Origin of the sequence: Micromonospora sp. BL1 (genome assembly GCF_003667485.1) — a bacterium.
GTDB classification, from domain to species: Bacteria; Actinomycetota; Actinomycetes; order Mycobacteriales; family Micromonosporaceae; genus Micromonospora; species Micromonospora tulbaghiae.
The window spans coordinates 28192-45367 of record NZ_RCVK01000336.1; the positions used below are offsets into that span (position 1 = coordinate 28192).

The window sequence follows — 17176 nt, forward strand, 5'->3', positions numbered from 1 at the left end:
CTTGATCACCGCTGGGCAGGGCCGGGGCGGGGCGGCGGTCAGTCCAGGAGGTGGGTGCGGAGGGACTCCAGCTGCGCCTCGGTGACGCCGGCGTGGGTCAGGTAGCCCTCGATCGAGCCGTAGCCGCCGCGCAGCTCGGCGAGGAACAGCTCCATCGCCTCGGCCGGGGAGGCCAGGAACGGCGGCGGCGGTTCCTCCGCGTCCGGCAGCGTGGCGCGGACCCACTCGGCGAAGCGCTGCGACGCGGCGCTGCTGAGCGCGTAGTCGGCGACCACGTCCTCGTCGGGCACCCCGAGCACCGCGAGCGTCAGCGCGCAGACGATGCCGGTGCGGTCCTTGCCGGCGACGCAGTGCACCACCACCGGGGCGTTGGCGCTGTCCGCGATCAGCCCGACCGCCTCGGCGAGGCCGGCCGTGCCGGTGCGCGCCAGGTCGGCGTAGCGGTCGGCCAGGTAGCGGGCCAGGCTGACGCCGGAGGAGTCGAACCGGTTCGCGCCCCAGTCGGCATGCTCGGGGTGGATGTGCCGGTAGGTCAGGCCGTCGTAGTCGGGCACCCGCCCGTCGCGTTCCACCTCGGTGGGGCGGCGCAGGTCGATCACGGTACGGATGCCGAGCGCGGTGAACGCGCTCCGGTCGGTGTCGTCGATGCGGTGCAGCGAGTCGGAGCGGTAGAGCCGGCCGCGGCGGACGGTGCGCCCGTCGCGAGCGGCGTATCCGCCGACGTCGCGGAAGTTGAACAGGGCGGGGAAGGGGCTCTCCGGGGCGTCCACATCCGACACGGTAACGGCCGGCGGGGCGCTCGCGCGTCCCCGCCGGCCGTCGCCGAGGTGTCAGATGCGCGGCGGCACGTCCGGCGGCAACGCCGAGTGGTTCTCGCCGTAGTAGCCGCCCAGCCGGTCCCGGTAACCCGGGTCGGCGTGGCTGGACTCGTCGTACTCCGGGGCGGCCTTGATCTGGTCCTTCTCCCGGTCGACGTGCACGGTGCGGGCGTCGTGGTCGACGTGGTTCACGGTGCCGGCCGGGAGCATCACCTTCTTGCCGAAGATCCACGGCCCGGTGTCCACGACCAGGTAGCTGTCGTCCACCTCGTGGCTCGCCCGGTCGATCTTGCCGATGGCGCCGTCGGTGGCCTCGACCTTGTAGCCGGTCAGGTCGGCGCTCGCCACGCCCGCCTCGTCGCGGTAGCGCCACGGGTCGAAGGCGCCCGCCGGAGCGCCCCCGGCGACCGTGCCCCGGCCGTCGTCGAGGATCGGCTCGGTGCCGCCGTGCGTGGCGCGCGGGTCCAGTCCGTCCATGTGCCGCCTCCCGTCCCCAGGGCCGCGGCCGTCGCGGCGCCGTCGTCAGTCGGAAGGGTTACCCACCCTGTCCGGGCACCAACCCGCCGGCGGCCGGCCCGCCGACGCCGAGGGGCCGGCGCCACGGTGGTGACGCCGGCCCCTCGGGTCGTCGGCCCGCGCGGTGCCGGTCGGGCGCGCACGGGCCGGTGGGTCAGGCCAGTGCGGCCTCCGCGTCCAGGGTCACCGCGGCGGCGTGTACGACGGCGGCGATCCGCAGTCCCTCGTGCACCTGCTCACGGCTGAACCCGGCGGCGCGCAGCGTCTTCTCGTGCGACTCCAGGCAGACGCCGCAGCCGGTGATCGCCGAGACGGCGAGGCACCACAGCTCGAAGTCGGTCTTCTCCACGCCGGGGCGGGCGATGATCTGCATCCGCAGCCGGGCCGGCAGCGACGCGTACTGCTCGTCGCCGATCAGGTGCTTGGCCCGGTAGTAGACGTTGTTCATCGCCATGACCGCCGCCGCGCCCTTGGCCGCCTCGACCGCCTCGGGCGTGAGGTGACCGGCCGCCTCGGCGGCGATCTCCCGCAGCACCACCGGGTTGCGGGCCGCCACCGCGCAGGCCAGGGCGGTGCCCCACGCCTGCTCCGGCTTCAGCGTCGAGGTGGTGATGGTGGAGCCGAGGTTGAGTCGGATGTCCTTGGCGTACTCGGGCAGACCCGCCTTGATCACGTCCAGGCCCATGGTCAGGCCCCGGCGCCGGCGAGGAGCGCGTTGGCGTCGAGCGTCGCCCCGCCCTTGTTCCAGTTGCACGGGCACAGCTCGTCGGTCTGGAGCGCGTCGAGCACCCGCAGCACCTCGGAGACGTTGCGGCCGACCGAACCGGCGGTCACCATGGCGAACTGGATCTCGTTGTTCGGGTCCACGATGAAGGTGGCCCGCTGCGCGACACCGTCCTCGCCGAGCACGCCGCAGGCGGAGGTCAGCTCACGCTTGATGTCGCTGAGCATCGGGAAGGGCAGCTCGCGCAGGTCCGGGTGGTCCTTGCGCCAGGCGTAGTGGACGAACTCGTTGTCGACGGAGACGCCGAGCACCTGGGCGTCCCGGTCGGCGAACTCGCCGTTGAGGCGACCGAACTCGGCGATCTCGGTCGGGCAGATGAAGGTGAAGTCCTTCGGCCAGAAGAACACGACGCGCCACTGGCCCTCGTGGGACTTGTGGTTGATCGTCTCGAACGCCTTGTCGGCGTCGAGCGACACGCAGGCGGTGAGTTCGTACTCGGGGAAGTGGTCACCGACAGTGAGCACGGGTCCTCCTTGAGCGTGACCCGGCAGCACCGCCGGGTCAGTAACTGGATCTGTTCAAGATTCTTCCGTAGCCCCGTTTGCGCTCGTGGCGGGCGTGCCCGCGTGTGAAGACGATCACCGGGCCGATCCCCGTCCCGGAATATGGGTTTCGCCTCCCAAAACCGGGGGCGGGGTGGCAGAGTACGGGTCGTGACCAGCTTCGTCCTGATCATTAGCAGCTAGCGCGCCGGCCCTTCCCTCGCCGAGCGCGCAGACCTCCCGCATCCGCGGGGGGTCTTTTTGTTTGCTCCCCCAGGGCACGAGAAGAGGACTCCGATGACGTTCCAGGTGTACGACACGACGCTGCGCGACGGCGCGCAGCGCGAAGGGCTCACGTACTCGGTGGTCGACAAGCTGGCGGTGGCCCGCCTGCTGGACGACCTCGGAGTCGGCTTCATCGAGGGCGGCTGGCCGGGCGCGGTGCCCAAGGACACCGAGTTCTTCCGCCGCGCCCGCACCGAGCTGGAGCTGCGGCACGCGATCCTGGTCGCCTTCGGCGCCACCCGCAAGGCCGGCCTCGCCGTCGAGGACGACCCGCAGGTGCGCGGCCTGCTCGACGCGCAGACCCCGGCCGTGGCCCTGGTCGCCAAGGCGGACCTGCGGCACGTGGAGCGGGCACTGCGCACCACCGCCGAGGAGAACCTCGCCATGGTCCGGGACACCGTCTCCTACCTGGTGGCGCAGGGGCGGCGCGTCTTCGTCGACGGGGAGCACTGCTACGACGGGTTCCGGTTCGACCCGGGCTACACCGCCGCCGTCGCGGAGACCGCGCTGGCCGCGGGCGCCGAGCGCTTCGTGCTCTGCGACACCAACGGCGGCATGCTGCCCTCCCAGGTCACCGCCGTGATCGAGGGACTGGTGGCGCGGACCGGGATCGCGCCGGAACGACTCGGCATGCACGCCCAGAACGACACCGCCTGCGCGGTGGCGAACACGATCGCCGCGGTCGAGGCGGGCGTCCGGCACGTGCAGGGCACCGCCAACGGGTACGGCGAGCGCCCCGGCAACGCCGACATCTTCGCGATCGTCGCCAACCTCCAGCTCAAGCTGGGCATGCCCGTCCTACCGGAGGGCTGCCTGGAACAGATGGTGCGGGTCTCGCACGCCATCGCCGAGATCGCCAACATCGCCCCCGACACCCACCAGGCCTACGTCGGGGCCGCCGCCTTCGCTCACAAGGCGGGGCTGCACGCGAGCGCGATCAAGGTCGACCCGTTGCTCTACAACCACGTGGAACCCACTGTGGTGGGCAACGACATGCGGATCCTGGTGACCGAGATGGCCGGCCGGGCCAGCATCGAGCTCAAGAGCCGCGAGCTCGGTCTGGACCTGGCCGGCCATCCGGACGCCCTGTCCCGGGTCACCGGGCGGGTCAAGGAGCTGGAGGCCGACGGCTGGTCGTTCGAGGCCGCCGACGCCTCGTTCGAGCTGCTGGTCCGCTCCGAGCTGCCGGACGCCGCGCCGGCCCGGCCGTTCGCGCTGGAGTCGTACCGGGTGATCGTCGAGCACCGCGAGGACGGCGCCGTGGTCTCCGAGGCGACGGTGAAGATCCGGGTACGCGGCGAGCGGGTGATCGCCACCGCCGAGGGCAACGGCCCGGTCAACGCGCTGGACGAGGCGCTGCGGGTGGGTCTGGCCCGGCACTACCCGGAGCTGCGCGAGTTCGAGCTGGCCGACTACAAGGTCCGCATCCTGGAGGGCAGCCACGGCACCGGCGCGGTGACGCGCGTGCTCGTGGAGACCGCCGGCGCCGGCCGCGACTGGACCACTGTGGGCGTACACCCGAACGTGGTCGAGGCGAGCTGGCACGCCCTGGTCGACGCGCTCACCTACGGCCTGGACCGGGCCCGGGTGCCGGGCGCGACGGCGGCCTGACTCACCCGGCCGGCAGGCGCAGCTCGACCAGCAGCGCGCGGTGGTCGCTCCCAGGCACCGGACGGGTGCCGGCGGCGCGGACCGCGATGCGCCGGTCCACCAGCACGTGGTCGATGGCGACCGGCGGGATCGGGTCGCCGTCGTACGGGCCCCAGGTGCCGCCGAACCCGGCTCCGGCCGCGTCCGCCGCGTCGGTGTAGCCGGTGGCGATCAGGTCCCGCAGCGCCGCGTGGTCGAGCGTGGCGTTGAAGTCGCCGGCCAGCACGCTCAGCCCGCCGTCCGGGGTGGCCGGCGGCTGGGCGCGCTGGTCGGTCCACCAGTCCGGCACCACGTCCGGGGCGTACGGCGCGGCCGGGTGCGCCGACTCCACCCGCAGCGGCGGCGCCCCGGGCACCGTCACCGTCGCGTACGCCTGGGTGAAGAAGAAGCCCTGGTTGCGCCGGTGGCCGGTGTCGCGCAGCGGGTGCCGGGCGTACACGCCGGAGCCGGTCGAGCCGACCTCGGGGGTCAGCGACCGGTACGGCAGCAGCGCGGCCAGGCCGAACCGGTCCAGCTCGGCGGCCAGCGGCGGGGTGAGCTCCTGCACCGTGAGCACGTCCACCCGGCGCGTCCGGACCAGGTCCACCAGCGCCGCCGGATCGGCCGAGCCGAGACGCAGGTTGGCGGTGAGCAGCCGCAGCGCCGGCCCGTCGGCGGCGGGCCGGTCGCCGGGGACCGCGCGGGGCGCCACCGCGCCGGCCAGCGCCAGCGCGGCGAGGGCCGCGACCACCGCCGGGGCGCGGCGCCGCAGGGCGAGCGCCGCCACCGCCACGACCGGGGCCACGGCGGCGGCGTACGGCGTGAACGCGATCGCCAGCACCATCGGACCGCGTTCCAGTCCGGTCAGGCGCACCAGCGCCCACGCGGCGACCGGCGCGACCGCGAGCCAGCACGCGACGGTGGCCGGGCGGCCGCCCCGGGTACCGGCCCGGGGCAGGCGCGGCAGGGTGATCATGACGGTGAGGCTACCCCGATCCGGGCCGGCGCGACGCCCTCCGAAACAATTTCGTGAATTGTTCCTCGCAATTTTGGGGCATCTTTGCGGATCGGTCGGACACGCAATAACACTATTGACCGCCCGCATTTTACGGTGCTAGGTTCCACCTGGTTGAGACGTCGCGACTCTCTGTAGTAAGGCCAGCTCACGAGCGGTGCGCTCCCGAGCGGATACCCGATGATCCGCAATTTTGACGCGCGCAGTCGCCGTATCACCACGGTCTACCAAGGGAGAACTCATGGCCACATTCTTCAAGCGAAAGGCGACGGTGGTGGCGCTCGCCGCGCTGTCCCTCAGCCTGGCCGGTGGCGGGATCGCCGCGGCCGCCCAGCCGGAGGCGAAGCCGCAGCCCGGCGCCCGGCACTCCACGGCGCAGCCGCCGGTGACCGCCGTCGAGCGGCAGGCCGCCCGGACCGCGATGCGGGCCACCCTGGCCCCGCCGGCCGCCGGCCAGGTCGCCTGGGCCGTCGTGGCGGCCAACGGGACGCTGTTGCAGCACTCCGGCAACGTGGTGTCCTCGTTCCGGTTCACCCCGGGCACCGGCGTCACCGCCGGGCAGTACCAGGTGCTGCTGGACTACAACGTCTCGGCCAAGGCGTACGTGGCGACCATCGGCACGAACGACCCGGCGAACGTGCCGCCCGCCGGTGAGGTGTCGGTCGCGCCCCGCACGCTGACCCCGAACGCGGTCTTCGTGCAGACCCGCAACTCCACCGGCGGCGCCGCCGACCGGCCGTTCCACCTGGTCATCGCCAACTGACCCGTCCGGCCCCGCACCGGCCCCCGCTCCGGCGGGGGCCGGTGTCGTGTTCCGTGCCGGTCCGGCCGGTGCCGCGCCGCTTCGTGCCGTTCCCGCCCGACTGGGGAGATCCTGCCGGTCCGGCCCGCAGACCACCGTCCAGGGGCCGATAATCCGACGTTTGTCGCCGGTCCGGCACGGGAAGCAAGCACCGTGACGGACATCTCGGACACCCCGGCCAGCGTGCTCAGCCCGGTCGACGCCGACGCGAGCGGCGTCGAGCTGGAACAGACCCTCGTCGAGGTCAAACGCGTGATCGTCGGGCAGGATCGGCTCGTCGACCGCCTGCTCACCGCCCTGATCGCGGACGGGCACTGCCTGCTGGAGGGCGTACCGGGGGTGGCCAAGACGCTGGCGGCGCAGACGCTCGCCACAGTGGTCGGTGGCACGTTCTCCCGGATCCAGTTCACCCCCGACCTGGTCCCCTCCGACATCGTCGGCACCCGCATCTACCGCGCCTCCACCGAACAGTTCGACGTGGAGCTGGGGCCGATCATGGCGAACCTGGTGCTCGCCGACGAGATCAACCGGGCCCCGGCCAAGGTGCAGTCGGCGCTGCTCGAGGCGATGGCCGAGCGGCAGGTCTCCATCGCCGGCCGGAGCTGGCCGGTGCCGGACCCGTTCCTGGTCCTGGCCACCCAGAACCCGATCGAGTCCGAGGGCGTCTACCAGCTCCCCGAGGCGCAACGCGACCGCTTCCTGATGAAGGTCGTGGTCGACTACCCGAGCGACGCCGACGAGCTGGCCATCCTCTACCGGATGAGCACCGAGCGGCCCACCGCGCGTACCGTGCTCGACCCGAACCGGCTGCGCGATCTCCAGCGCCGCGCCACCGACGTCTTCGTCCACCACGCGCTCGCCGAGTACGTGGTCCGCCTCATCCTCGCCACCCGCGACCCGGAGCGCTTCGGCCTGCCCGACGTCGCGCCCCTGCTGGCGTACGGGGCCAGCCCCCGGGCCACGCTCGGCCTGGTGGCCGCCGCCCGCGCCCAGGCGCTCATCCACGGCCGGGACTACGTGCTCCCCGAGGACATCCGGGAACTGGCGGTGGACGTGCTGGCGCACCGGCTCGTGCTCTCCTTCGACGCGATCGCCGACGGGATCTCCGGCGAGGACGTGGTGCGCCGCGTGATCGAGGCGGTGCCGCCGCCCCGGCTGGTCAACGGGCCCACGGAGACGGTGAACGACCTGGCGGCGGCATGACCGGCGCAGCCGAACCCGGGCTCGCCGATCTCGCCCCGGACCAGCGGCTGCGCCGGCTGGAGCTGACGGTGACCCGGCGGCTCGACGGCCTGCTGCACGGCCGGTACCGCGGCCTGCTCCCCGGACCCGGCAGCGAGGCGGCCGGCAGCCGGGAGTACCGCCCCGGCGAGGACGAGGTACGCCGGATGGACTGGGCGGTCACCGCCCGGACCACCGTTCCGCACGTCCGCGAGGTCGACGCGGACCGGGAACTGACCACCTGGCTGCTCGTCGACGCCAGCCCCAGCATGGAGTACGGCACGTCCACGCTGGACAAACGGGAGCTGGCGGTGGCGGCTGTGGCGGCGGTCGGCTTCCTCACCGCCGGAGTCGGCAACCGGCTCGGCGCCCAGGTGCTCACGCCGGACGGGCTGCGCCGGTTCCCGGCCCGCAGCGGGCGTACCCATCTGCTCGGGCTGCTCCGCGCGCTGCTCGGCGCCCCGCGTACCGGCGGCCTGCCGGACTCCGGCGGCGCGGGCGCGGCCGGCGCGGGCCCTCGGGACGCGGTGCCGGGCCTGGTCGACGGGCTGGACGGCCTCCAGCGCGTCGCCACCCGGCGCGGGCTCGTGGTGATCGTCTCCGACTTCCTCGACGAACTGCCCGACGACCCGGACACCGCGCCGCCGCCGTGGGCCGCGGCGCTGCGCCGCCTGGCGGTCCGCCACCAGGTGCTCGCGGTCGAGGTGACCGACCCGCGCGAGCTGGAACTGCCCGACGTCGGCCTGATCACGCTCGTCGACCCGGAGAGCGGCCGGCACCGCGAGGTGTGGACCGGCGACCCGGGCCTGCGCGAGCGGTACGCGCGCGCCGCCGCCGAGCAGCGCGACCAGGTACGCCGCACGCTGCGCCGGGCCGGCGCCACCCACCTGGCGCTGCGCACCGACCGGGACTGGTGCGCGGACGTCGTCCGGTACGTGCACGAGCAGCGCCGGCTGGCCATGGTGCCGGCCGCCGCCCGCGGAGGTGTCGCATGACCTGGCAGTCACCCGCCCGCCTCTGGCTGCTGCTCGCCGTCGTCGCGCTGGTCGCCGGCTATCTGGTGCTGCAACGGCGGCAGAGCAGGTACGCGGTGCGCTTCACCAACCTGCGCCTGCTCGACCGGGTCGCCCCGCGCCGCCCGGCCTGGCGGCGGCACGTCCCGGCGGGCCTGTTCCTCGCCATGCTCGCGCTGCTGGTGGTCGGGTTCGCCCGGCCCGAGGCGGAGGTGCGGGTGCCCCGGGAACGGGCCACGGTGATGGTCGCGGTGGACGTCTCCACCTCGATGCTCGCCGGTGACGTGGACCCGGACCGGTTGACCGCGGCCAAGGAGGCGGGCCGGCGGTTCGCCGACGGGCTGCCGGACGAGTTCAACGTCGGCCTCGTCGCGTTCGCCGGCAGCGCGGCGGTGCTGGTGCCGCCGAGCACCGACCGGGAGGCGCTGCACGACGGCATCGGGCGGCTGGCCGAGGGCATCACCGGCGTGCAGGGCACCGCCATCGGCGAGGCGATCAGCACCTCGCTCGGCGCGGTCAAGAGCCTGGACGCCACCGCCGCCAAGGACCCGCCGCCGGCCCGGATCATCATCCTCTCCGACGGCGCGAACACCTCCGGCATGGACCCGATGGAGGCCGCCGACCAGGCGGTCGCGGCGAAGGTGCCGGTGCACACCATCTCCTTCGGCACGCCCGGCGGCTCGGTCGACAGGGGCGGCCGGGCGATCCAGGTGCCGGTGGACGGCCAGACGCTGCGGGCGGTCGCCGAGCAGACCGGCGGCGGCTTCCACGAGGCGTCCACCACCGCCGAGCTGAAGGACGTCTACGAGGACATCGGCACCTCGGTCGGCTACCGCACCGAGCGGCAGGACATCTCGGCCCGCTTCATCGGCCTCGGGCTGGTCCTGGCGATGGGCGCCGCGGCCGGCTCGCTGCGGTGGTTCTCCCGGCTGCCCTGACCCGCACACCACTACCGCACGACATGTGAGGAGCCAGGCATGGCAGTGCAGACCGGACTCGGCGAGCCACGCGGACCGTGGTTCGTCTCGCCGGAGCTGGACCCGGACGGGCGCGGCCACCGGGACGTACCCGGGGGTGGGCCGGAGGCCGGGCGGCGCAGCCTGCGGCACCGGCTGCTGAGTGTGGCGGCGGTGGTGGCGCTGTCCACCGTCTCCGGCGCGGCGGCCGGCACCTGGGCGGCCGACCGGGGCGCGCCGGGACCGACGGCGGCCTCCGCCGCGCCGGTGCCGGCCGAGCTGGTCACCGCCGCCGGCAAGACGGTGCCCGGGGTGGTGTCGGTGATGGTCGGGGGCCGTTCCGGCGCGTCCGCGTCCGGCTCCGGGTTCGCCATCGACAACGAGCAGCACATCGTCACCAACGACCACATCCTGGCCCGGGGCGGTGCCGGCGCGGTCACCGTGGAGACCTCGGACGGGCGGCGTTTCCCGGCCGAGGTGGTGGGCCGGGAACCGGCCAGCGACCTGGCCGTGCTGAAGGTGCCCGCGTCGGCCGGGTTGCCGCCGTTGCCGCTGGCCAAGGCGAACTCGACCAGGGTGGGGGAGCCGGTGCTCGCGGTCGGGTCGCCGCTCGGGCTCGCCGGGACGGTCACCGCGGGCATCGTCAGCGCGCTCAACCGGCAGGTACGCATCGGCAACGGCCGGCACACGGCGGTGCAGACCGACGCCTCCATCAACCCGGGCAACTCCGGTGGGCCACTGGTGAACGCGCGCGGTGAGGTCGTCGGCGTGAACACCGCGATCGCCACCATCGACGGCAACGGGTCGATCGGCATCGGCTTCGCCATCCCGATCGACCAGGTCCAGCAGACCGCCGACACCATCATCGGCCGGGGCGGCTGAGCCGCCGGCGCGGCCACCCGCGCGGGGTTGCTCCGGCGCCCCGCGCGGCGCTGACCTGCACAGGCGCCGCAAGATCGGTGCGAAGTGTCGGATATCCGGCGTGGGATCATTGGGGCATAGAAATATTACGCTGAGTATGGATACTGGCGGAGGTGGAGCAAGCTGTCATTGCGGCCCTCCTCGTGGTGGGCCTGATCATCGGCGCCGGTGTCGGCGCCTCCTACGCGCGTGCGAAACGCGGCTGGACGGACTACCAGACGATCCGGACCAGCGTCCCCGGCGCCCGGCGCAACGCCTGGCTCGCGATCCGGGGCGTGGTCGTCAAGCTCGCGGTGATCGCCCTGCTGCTCGTCGGCGCGGCCGCGTACGCGGCGTCCGGCGGCGGCGAGGAACGGGCCGGTCCCACGCCGAGCGCCACCCCCACCCCGAGTCACCGCGCCGGGCGCTAGCCTCGGGGAGTGGACGACGGACTGCGGGTCACCGATCGGCTCGTGGTGCCCGCCGCCGAGCTGCGCGAGCGGTTCTCCCGCTCCTCCGGCCCGGGTGGGCAAGGAGTGAACACCACCGACTCCCGGGTCGAGCTGAGCTTCGACCTGGGCGGTTCGCCGAGCGTGCCGGAGGCGCTGCGGGAACGCGCGCTGGCCCGGCTCGCCGGCCGCCTGGTCGGCGGCGTGCTCACCGTCACCGCCAGCGAGCACCGCGCCCAGCTGGCCAACCGGGAGGCGGCCCGCGAGCGGATGGCCGCGCTGCTGCGCGAGGCCGTCGCCCCGCCGCCGAAGGCACGCCGTCCGACCCGCCCCTCCCGTGGCGCGAAGGAGCGCCGTCTGGCCGAGAAGAAGCGCCAGTCCCAGCGCAAACGCGACCGCCGGGTGGACGGCGACTGACCGAAAATCCGTTGAGCCGCCACACGCGCCGCGCGGAGAATTCCGCCACGTGATCGACTTCTCCGTCAAGCCCACGCTCACCGGCGAGCTCGTCGTGCTGCGCCCGTTCCACGACGACGACCTGCCGGCGCTCGCCGAGATCCTGGCCGACCCGGAGGTGGCCCGGCTGACCGGCAGCCCGGCCGGCGAGACGTTCGAGCCGTCCCGCCTGCGCGCCTGGTACGGCACCCGCAACAGCCAGGACGACCGGCTCGACCTCGCGGTGGTGGACCGGGCCGGTGGTGTCTGCGTCGGTGAGGTGGTCCTCAACGAATGGGACCGGACCAACGCGAGCTGCAACTTCCGCACGCTCATCGGCCCCGGCGGGCGCGACCGCGGCCTCGGCACCGAGGCGGTCCGGCTCATCGTCGGGTACGGCTTCGAGCAGCTCGGCCTGCACCGCATCGGCCTGGAGGTGTTCGCGTTCAACCCGCGTGCCCGGCGCGCCTACGAGAAGGTGGGCTTCGTCGCCGAGGGGACGCTGCGGCAGGTGCTGCGCGACGGCGACGACTGGGTGGACGCCACAGTCATGTCGATCCTCGCCCCGGAGTGGAACCGGCATCGGGGGCACCCGGAGGCTTGAGCCGGAGGCGTCGAAGCGCTTCAATGCGTACGGGAGCTTCAGGGCCGTCACCGACCACCACGTCACAGTGACAGGAGTCCCTTCCGCATGTCCCGAAACCCGCTGCGCGCCGCGCTGACCGCGCTCGCCGCGCTGCTACCGGTCCTCGCCCTCGGCCTCACCCTCACCACCACCACGCCCCCGGCCGCCGCGGCGGCCACCCCGGTCCGCGTCATGCCGCTCGGCGACTCCATCACCGGCTCGCCCGGCTGCTGGCGGGCACTGCTCTGGAACCGCCTCCAGTCCACCGGCCACACCGACGTCGACTTCGTCGGCACGCTCGGGCCGCAGGGCTGCGGTGTGCCGTACGACGGCGACAACGAGGGGCACGGCGGCTACCTCGCGACGAACGTGGCGAACCAGAACCTGCTGCCCGGCTGGCTCGCCGCCGCACGGCCGGACGTCGTGCTCATGCACTTCGGCACCAACGACGTGTGGAGCAACATCGCGCCCGCCACCATCCTGGCCGCGTACTCGAAGCTGGTGGACCAGATGCGGGCCGCCAACCCGGCCACCACAGTGCTGGTCGCGAAGATCATCCCGATGAACCCGGCGAGCTGCCCCGAGTGCGGCTCGCGGACGGTGGCGCTCAATGCGCTCGTCGACGGCTGGGCGGCCGGGAAGACCACAGCCGCCTCCCCGATCGTGGTGGTCGACCAGTGGACCGGGTTCAGCACCGCCACCGACACGTACGACGGCGTGCACCCGAACGCCGCCGGGGACCAGAAGATGTCCGACCGGTGGTACCCGGCGCTGGTCGCCGCGCTCGACCGCACCACGCCCGGCCCGACCACGTCCCCGACCGGCGGCCCCACCTCGTCGCCCACCGTCAGCCCCTCACCGACGACCAGCCCGTCACCGACGACCAGTCCGTCGCCCACCGGCGGCCCGACGGCGGCGCCCGGCGGTTGCACCGCCACCTGGCGCCTCGCCGGTCAGTGGCCGGGCGGCTTCCAGGGCGAGGTGACCGTCCGCAACGACGGCACCGCCCCGATCGGCGGCTGGACCGTACGCTTCCCGCTCGCCACCGGACAGCGGATCAGCCAGGCGTGGAGCGCGGACGTGACACAGAGCGGAACCACGGTGACCGCCCGGAACGCGAGCTGGAACGGCGCGCTGGCCCCGGCTGCCCAGACCACGTTCGGGTTCCTGGCCGACGGTGCGGTCCCGAGCCCGCCGCCGGCAGTGACCTGCGCCGCGAACTGATCCCCGCGCCGGCCGGCCCCGCGCTCAGCGGCGGTCGGCCGGTGTGGCCCGGTCCAGCGCGGCCAGCAGCCGGGTCCGCAACCCGGCGGCCCGCTCGGCGAACCCGCGCTGGGCGGCGGCGTACTCGGCCCGGCCCTCCGGCGTCTCCACCCGCACCGGCGGGTAGCCCAGGTCGGCCAGGTCGTACGGGCTGGCCCGCATGTCCAGCGCCCGGATCTCCCGGGCCAGCGCGAAACAGTCCGCCACCAGCTCCGACGGCACCAGTGGCGACAGCTTGTACGCCCACTTGTACAGATCCATGTTGGCGTGCAGGCAGCCCGGCTGCTCCAGCGCGTGCTGACCCTCCCGGGTCGGCTGGAGCACGTTGAGCGGCCGGGCCGGCGCGGTGAAGAAGCGGAACGCGTCGAAGTGGCTGCACCGCACGCCGCGCTCCTCGACCACAGCCGCCGTCTCCGCCGGGCTCAGCCGCAACGGCCAGGCGTTGTGCCGTACCTGCTCCTGCGTCTGCCGGTAGACCATCGCCCACTCGTGCATGCCGAAACAGCCGAACTGCGCCGGGCGCCCGGCGGTCGCCGCGAGCAGCGTACGGATCCAGGCGATCGACTCGGCGCGCCGCGCGCGTACCCGATCGGTGTCGAGAGTGAGCCCGGCGGAGGCCGCTGTGTAGTCCGGGCCGAAACCGGCCGGGTCGGCGTCGCGCAGCACCACGCCGGCACCCGGGTGCCAGCGGCGCAACTGCGCCGGGCGGTGCGAGTAGTAGGTGAACAGGAAGTCCTCGACCGGGTGCTTCACCCCGGTGCGGCGGCGGGCCAGGTGCGGCGTCAGCCAGGCGTCCACCCGAGCCTCGTGGGCGTGCCGGCGCGCCTGCCAGTCGGCCAGGTCGAGCGCGGGGGCGAGGGCGGCGGTCACACACCCCAGGGTACGACCGCCGCCCGTGCCCCGATCACGCCACGTCCACCCGCACGCCCGCGGAGAAGACGCCGCTGCGCAGCTCCAGCCGCTTCGGCGGCTCGTCGCCGCGCATGGTGAACACCAGCGGCAGCAGCACCCGCCGCCCGGCGGCCACCGGCTGGGAGAAGACGTCCCGGCCCAGGTTCGCCACCCGGGTCGCGTCCTCGTCCGCCGCCACCCAGTTGCCGCTCGGCAGGTACGCCCGCTGCAACTGCCCGTGCCAGGTCTGGTCCTCGTTGGTGAGGTTGCGCACCCCGACCGTGGCCAGGCACGGCCGGCCCCCGCCGGGCGCCGGTGGCAGGACGTCGGCGCCGCAGCTCACCCGGTAGACGGTGAACTCGAACGCGGTCTCGCGCAGCGGCTGGCCCAGCGCGCCGGTGACGCTGCTGCCCACCCACGCGCCGCTCGTCGGCTGCTTGGTGGTGTCCATCGCGGCCACCCGCTGTGTGGCCGACCAGGCCGCCGCGCCGACCACACCGGCGAGCACCGCCGCCGCCACGCCGACCACGAGCCAGACCGGCGGCCGGCGACGACGGCTCGCGGGCGACGGCACTGCCGTACGCGGATAGACGGTGCCCCGCTCGGCCGGCCCGCTGTGGCCCGGCATGCCGTTGCCCGGTCCGCCCTGGCCGGGTCCGGCTCCGCCCGGCATGTCCAGGCCGGGCACGCCGCCTTCGGGGGCGCCGGTGTGCATGGCGCCGCCTCCGGGCGTACCGGTGGGCGTCGCGGCGCTCCGCGCGGCCGTGCGCCGGCGGCGGCGCCACACCGCCCACCACACCACACCGGCGGTGACCACCAGCAGCGCGGTGAACGCGGCGAGCAGCACCGGCGGGCGCCGCCAGGCCGGGGCGGCGGTGACCTGCGCCGCCGGGGCCGTCGCGGCACCCACCCAGGTCGCCGTGGCGCAGTCGAACGGGCGGGTGCCGTCCGTGCCGTACACGCAGGTGGGAGCGGTCACCGAGCGGCCCGGACCGGGGACCGACAGCGCGGTGTGCAGCGTGGTGGTGCTCTTCGCCGGCAGCCGCAGCCGCCAGGTCACCTCACCGGCGCTCATCCCGGCGGGCCGGCTGGCCCGGCCGCCGCCGGTCACCGTGGTGGCCCGTGACCCGTTCGGCAACTCCTGCCGGACCATCGTGTCGACGGGTGCCGAGCCGGCGTTGCGGACCTCGATCCGGTAGCCCGGCGCCGGGGTGCCCGACGCGCCCACCGCCACGCTCACCGGGGGCATCGACGGCCGGACCGGGGCCGGGCCGGTGGTCGGCACCGCCGGGGGCACCGCCGGCACGCCGGTCGGGATCGGGGTGGCCGCGGCACCGGGGAAGACCGCCGGTGCCGGAGCCGGATGGGCGGGGGCGGCGGCCGCGCCTGGCGTCGCCGGGGACAGCGCCGGTACGGCGGCGATGACGCCGAGGCAGTTCACGAACACTGCCAGGGCCCTGTGGTGTCGTCTCGATGCAGGCATACCAACGAACCTCCGGACCCGAAGCTATGGTCCGGGGCCCGCCGGGCGGGTACGAAGCCGCCATTCCCGCCCCGTCCGGCGCGATCGCGCGTACCCTGTGCGGCTCCCGCCGGTCCGGGGCCGCCGGCGGCCCGCGAGGGTGTGGTGCGCGACCGCCGGGGCGTGCCGCCTGCCGGTGTCCGCCGGGCGGCCCGCGGGCGGGGATAGATTGGCCGGGTGCGTATCGCTCGTTTCGCTCATGCCAAGGGAATGTCGTTCGGGGTCGTCGAGGGCGAGCCGGAGGCCGGGCCGCAGGGCCTGACCATCGCCGAGATCGAAGGCCACCCGTTCGGGCAGATCCAGTTCTCCGGCGCCCGCTGGGCGCTCTCCGACGTGCGGCTGCTGTCGCCGATCCTGCCCAGCAAGGTGGTGTGTGTCGGCCGTAACTACGCCGAGCACGCCGCCGAGCACGGCAGCGAGGTGCCGAAGGAGCCGCTGCTCTTCCTCAAGCCGTCCACCTCGGTGATCGGCCCGCGTGACGCCATCCGGCTGCCGATCTTCTCCAAGCAGGTCGAGCACGAGGCGGAACTCGCCGTGGTGATCGGCGCCCCGGGCGCCCGCCGGGCCGACCGGGCCGCCGCCGAGCGGGCCATCTTCGGCTACACCTGCGCCAACGACGTCACCGCGCGGGACCTCCAGCGCTCCGACGGGCAGTGGACCCGCGCCAAGGGCTTCGACTCGTTCTGCCCGATCGGGCCGTGGATCACCACCGGGCTCGACGTCAGCGACCTGGAGATCCGGTGTGAGGTGGGTCGCAACCCGGAGGAGATGGAGGTACGCCAGCTCGGCCGGACGAAGGACATGGTGTTCGACGTTGCCGGCCTGGTGTCGTACATCTCGCACGTGATGACGCTGCTGCCCGGCGACGTGGTCCTCACCGGCACGCCGGCGGGGGTTAGCCCGCTCACCGAGGGGGATACGGTCACCGTGCGGATCCAGGGGATCGGGGAGCTGAGCAACCCGGTGGTCCCTGTCGCCTGATCGCTCCGATGCCTCGTTTCCGCTGGTCAGGTGGGTTTCGAGGGGTTGGATTTGGCCTGTCGGCACCGGGAGGGTAAAGTTCATTCCCGGCGCCGCAAGGGGCCAATGGGGTATGGGGTAATTGGCAGCCCGACTGATTCTGGTTCAGTTAGTCTAGGTTCGAGTCCTGGTACCCCAGCGCAGCCGCGGGTTCGCGAGAACCCTCGGACGCTGGAATCCGGCAGCTCACGCTGGCGGAGTGCAATGAAGGTTCTGGCCCCGTCGTCTAGCGGCCCAGGACGCCGCCCTCTCAAGGCGGTAGCGCCGGTTCGAATCCGGTCGGGGCTACAGCACCGACAGCCCGTCCCGTTCTCCGGGGCGGGCTTTCTGCTGTCCGGCCCCATGCGCAGGGGATGACCCCCCTCGGCGGCGCCGCACGGGATGCCGCTAGACTACTGCCACACCGCCCGGCAGGGTGGTGAAGCACGAAAAAGTGCCTGGCCCCGTCGTCTAGCGGCCCAGGACGCCGCCCTCTCAAGGCGGTAGCGCCGGTTCGAATCCGGTCGGGGCTACATCCACGAACGGCCCGTCTCGCTCCGCGAGGCGGGCC

18 protein-coding genes and 3 tRNA genes are annotated in these 17176 nt (G+C 73.9%); 14 read left to right on the forward strand and 7 right to left on the reverse strand.

Going from position 1 to position 17176, the window contains the following annotated elements; all coding sequences use genetic code 11:
• Positions 1-38 precede the first annotated feature (38 nt).
• From EAD96_RS25520 to EAD96_RS25535, 4 genes are all read right to left on the reverse strand, one after another.
• Positions 39-779, reverse strand: coding sequence for a tyrosine-protein phosphatase (locus EAD96_RS25520; RefSeq protein WP_120571232.1), 741 nt, complete (start codon positions 777-779; stop codon positions 39-41).
• Between the two features lie 51 nt (positions 780-830).
• Complete coding sequence (locus EAD96_RS25525; protein WP_120571231.1) at positions 831-1295, reverse strand: PRC-barrel domain containing protein; 465 nt, start codon at positions 1293-1295, stop codon at positions 831-833.
• A gap of 193 nt (positions 1296-1488) precedes the next feature.
• Entirely contained in the window at positions 1489-2019 is a 531-nt protein-coding gene (locus EAD96_RS25530) for a carboxymuconolactone decarboxylase family protein (protein ID WP_120571230.1), read from the reverse strand.
• Positions 2020-2021: 2 nt separating this feature from the next.
• On the reverse strand, positions 2022-2582 hold the full coding sequence (locus EAD96_RS25535) for a peroxiredoxin (protein ID WP_121686053.1): 561 nt from the start codon (positions 2580-2582) through the stop codon (positions 2022-2024).
• A gap of 315 nt (positions 2583-2897) precedes the next feature.
• Here EAD96_RS25535 and cimA point away from each other — a divergent pair, with 315 nt between their 5' ends.
• On the forward strand, positions 2898-4496 hold the full coding sequence (gene cimA / locus EAD96_RS25540; RefSeq protein WP_120571228.1) for a citramalate synthase: 1599 nt from the start codon (positions 2898-2900) through the stop codon (positions 4494-4496).
• 1 nt (position 4497) lies between these two features.
• Here the strand turns inward: cimA and EAD96_RS25545 are convergent, their stop codons facing one another.
• Positions 4498-5490: an endonuclease/exonuclease/phosphatase family protein gene (locus tag EAD96_RS25545; RefSeq protein ID WP_199733300.1), complete on the reverse strand. Its 993-nt coding sequence runs from the start codon at positions 5488-5490 to the stop codon at positions 4498-4500.
• A 280-nt stretch (positions 5491-5770) separates the two neighbouring features.
• Between EAD96_RS25545 and EAD96_RS25550 the strand changes: the two genes are divergently transcribed.
• From EAD96_RS25550 to EAD96_RS25590, 9 genes are all read left to right on the forward strand, one after another.
• Complete coding sequence (locus tag EAD96_RS25550; RefSeq protein ID WP_120571227.1) at positions 5771-6292, forward strand: hypothetical protein; 522 nt, start codon at positions 5771-5773, stop codon at positions 6290-6292.
• A 192-nt stretch (positions 6293-6484) separates the two neighbouring features.
• Entirely contained in the window at positions 6485-7534 is a 1050-nt protein-coding gene (locus EAD96_RS25555; RefSeq protein ID WP_121686054.1) for a MoxR family ATPase, read from the forward strand.
• On the forward strand, positions 7531-8547 hold the full coding sequence (locus tag EAD96_RS25560) for a DUF58 domain-containing protein (protein ID WP_121686055.1): 1017 nt from the start codon (positions 7531-7533) through the stop codon (positions 8545-8547). Before EAD96_RS25555 ends, EAD96_RS25560 begins: the two co-directional genes overlap by 4 nt.
• Positions 8544-9503 carry a VWA domain-containing protein gene (locus EAD96_RS25565; protein ID WP_121686056.1) on the forward strand — a complete coding sequence of 320 codons (960 nt, stop codon included), beginning with the start codon at positions 8544-8546 and terminating at the stop codon, positions 9501-9503. Before EAD96_RS25560 ends, EAD96_RS25565 begins: the two co-directional genes overlap by 4 nt.
• Positions 9504-9542: 39 nt before the next feature.
• Positions 9543-10403 carry a S1C family serine protease gene (locus tag EAD96_RS25570; protein WP_121686057.1) on the forward strand — a complete coding sequence of 287 codons (861 nt, stop codon included), beginning with the start codon at positions 9543-9545 and terminating at the stop codon, positions 10401-10403.
• 152 nt (positions 10404-10555) lie between these two features.
• A complete protein-coding gene (locus tag EAD96_RS25575; RefSeq protein ID WP_013284522.1) occupies positions 10556-10852 on the forward strand; it encodes a hypothetical protein in 297 nt (98 codons plus the stop codon).
• Positions 10853-10861: 9 nt separating this feature from the next.
• A complete protein-coding gene (arfB, locus tag EAD96_RS25580) occupies positions 10862-11287 on the forward strand; it encodes an alternative ribosome rescue aminoacyl-tRNA hydrolase ArfB (protein ID WP_120571223.1) in 426 nt (141 codons plus the stop codon).
• Positions 11288-11336: 49 nt separating this feature from the next.
• Entirely contained in the window at positions 11337-11909 is a 573-nt protein-coding gene (locus EAD96_RS25585) for a GNAT family N-acetyltransferase (RefSeq protein WP_120571222.1), read from the forward strand.
• 87 nt (positions 11910-11996) lie between these two features.
• On the forward strand, positions 11997-13154 hold the full coding sequence (locus EAD96_RS25590; protein WP_121686058.1) for a cellulose binding domain-containing protein: 1158 nt from the start codon (positions 11997-11999) through the stop codon (positions 13152-13154).
• Positions 13155-13178: 24 nt separating this feature from the next.
• On the opposite strand, the gene EAD96_RS25595 is transcribed toward EAD96_RS25590, so the two are convergent.
• A complete protein-coding gene (locus EAD96_RS25595) occupies positions 13179-14063 on the reverse strand; it encodes a 3-methyladenine DNA glycosylase (protein WP_121686059.1) in 885 nt (294 codons plus the stop codon).
• A gap of 34 nt (positions 14064-14097) precedes the next feature.
• Positions 14098-15567 carry a hypothetical protein gene (locus EAD96_RS25600; RefSeq protein WP_121686060.1) on the reverse strand — a complete coding sequence of 490 codons (1470 nt, stop codon included), beginning with the start codon at positions 15565-15567 and terminating at the stop codon, positions 14098-14100.
• A 216-nt stretch (positions 15568-15783) separates the two neighbouring features.
• Here EAD96_RS25600 and EAD96_RS25605 point away from each other — a divergent pair, with 216 nt between their 5' ends.
• The 4 genes from EAD96_RS25605 (at position 15784) to EAD96_RS25620 (ending at position 17138) form a co-directional block, all read left to right on the forward strand.
• On the forward strand, positions 15784-16587 hold the full coding sequence (locus EAD96_RS25605) for a fumarylacetoacetate hydrolase family protein (RefSeq protein WP_120571218.1): 804 nt from the start codon (positions 15784-15786) through the stop codon (positions 16585-16587).
• 106 nt (positions 16588-16693) lie between these two features.
• Positions 16694-16765, forward strand: a tRNA-Gln gene (locus tag EAD96_RS25610).
• 76 nt (positions 16766-16841) lie between these two features.
• Positions 16842-16914 (forward strand) — tRNA-Glu (locus EAD96_RS25615).
• Positions 16915-17065: 151 nt separating this feature from the next.
• Positions 17066-17138 (forward strand) — tRNA-Glu (locus tag EAD96_RS25620).
• The last annotated feature ends 38 nt before the right edge of the window (positions 17139-17176 follow it).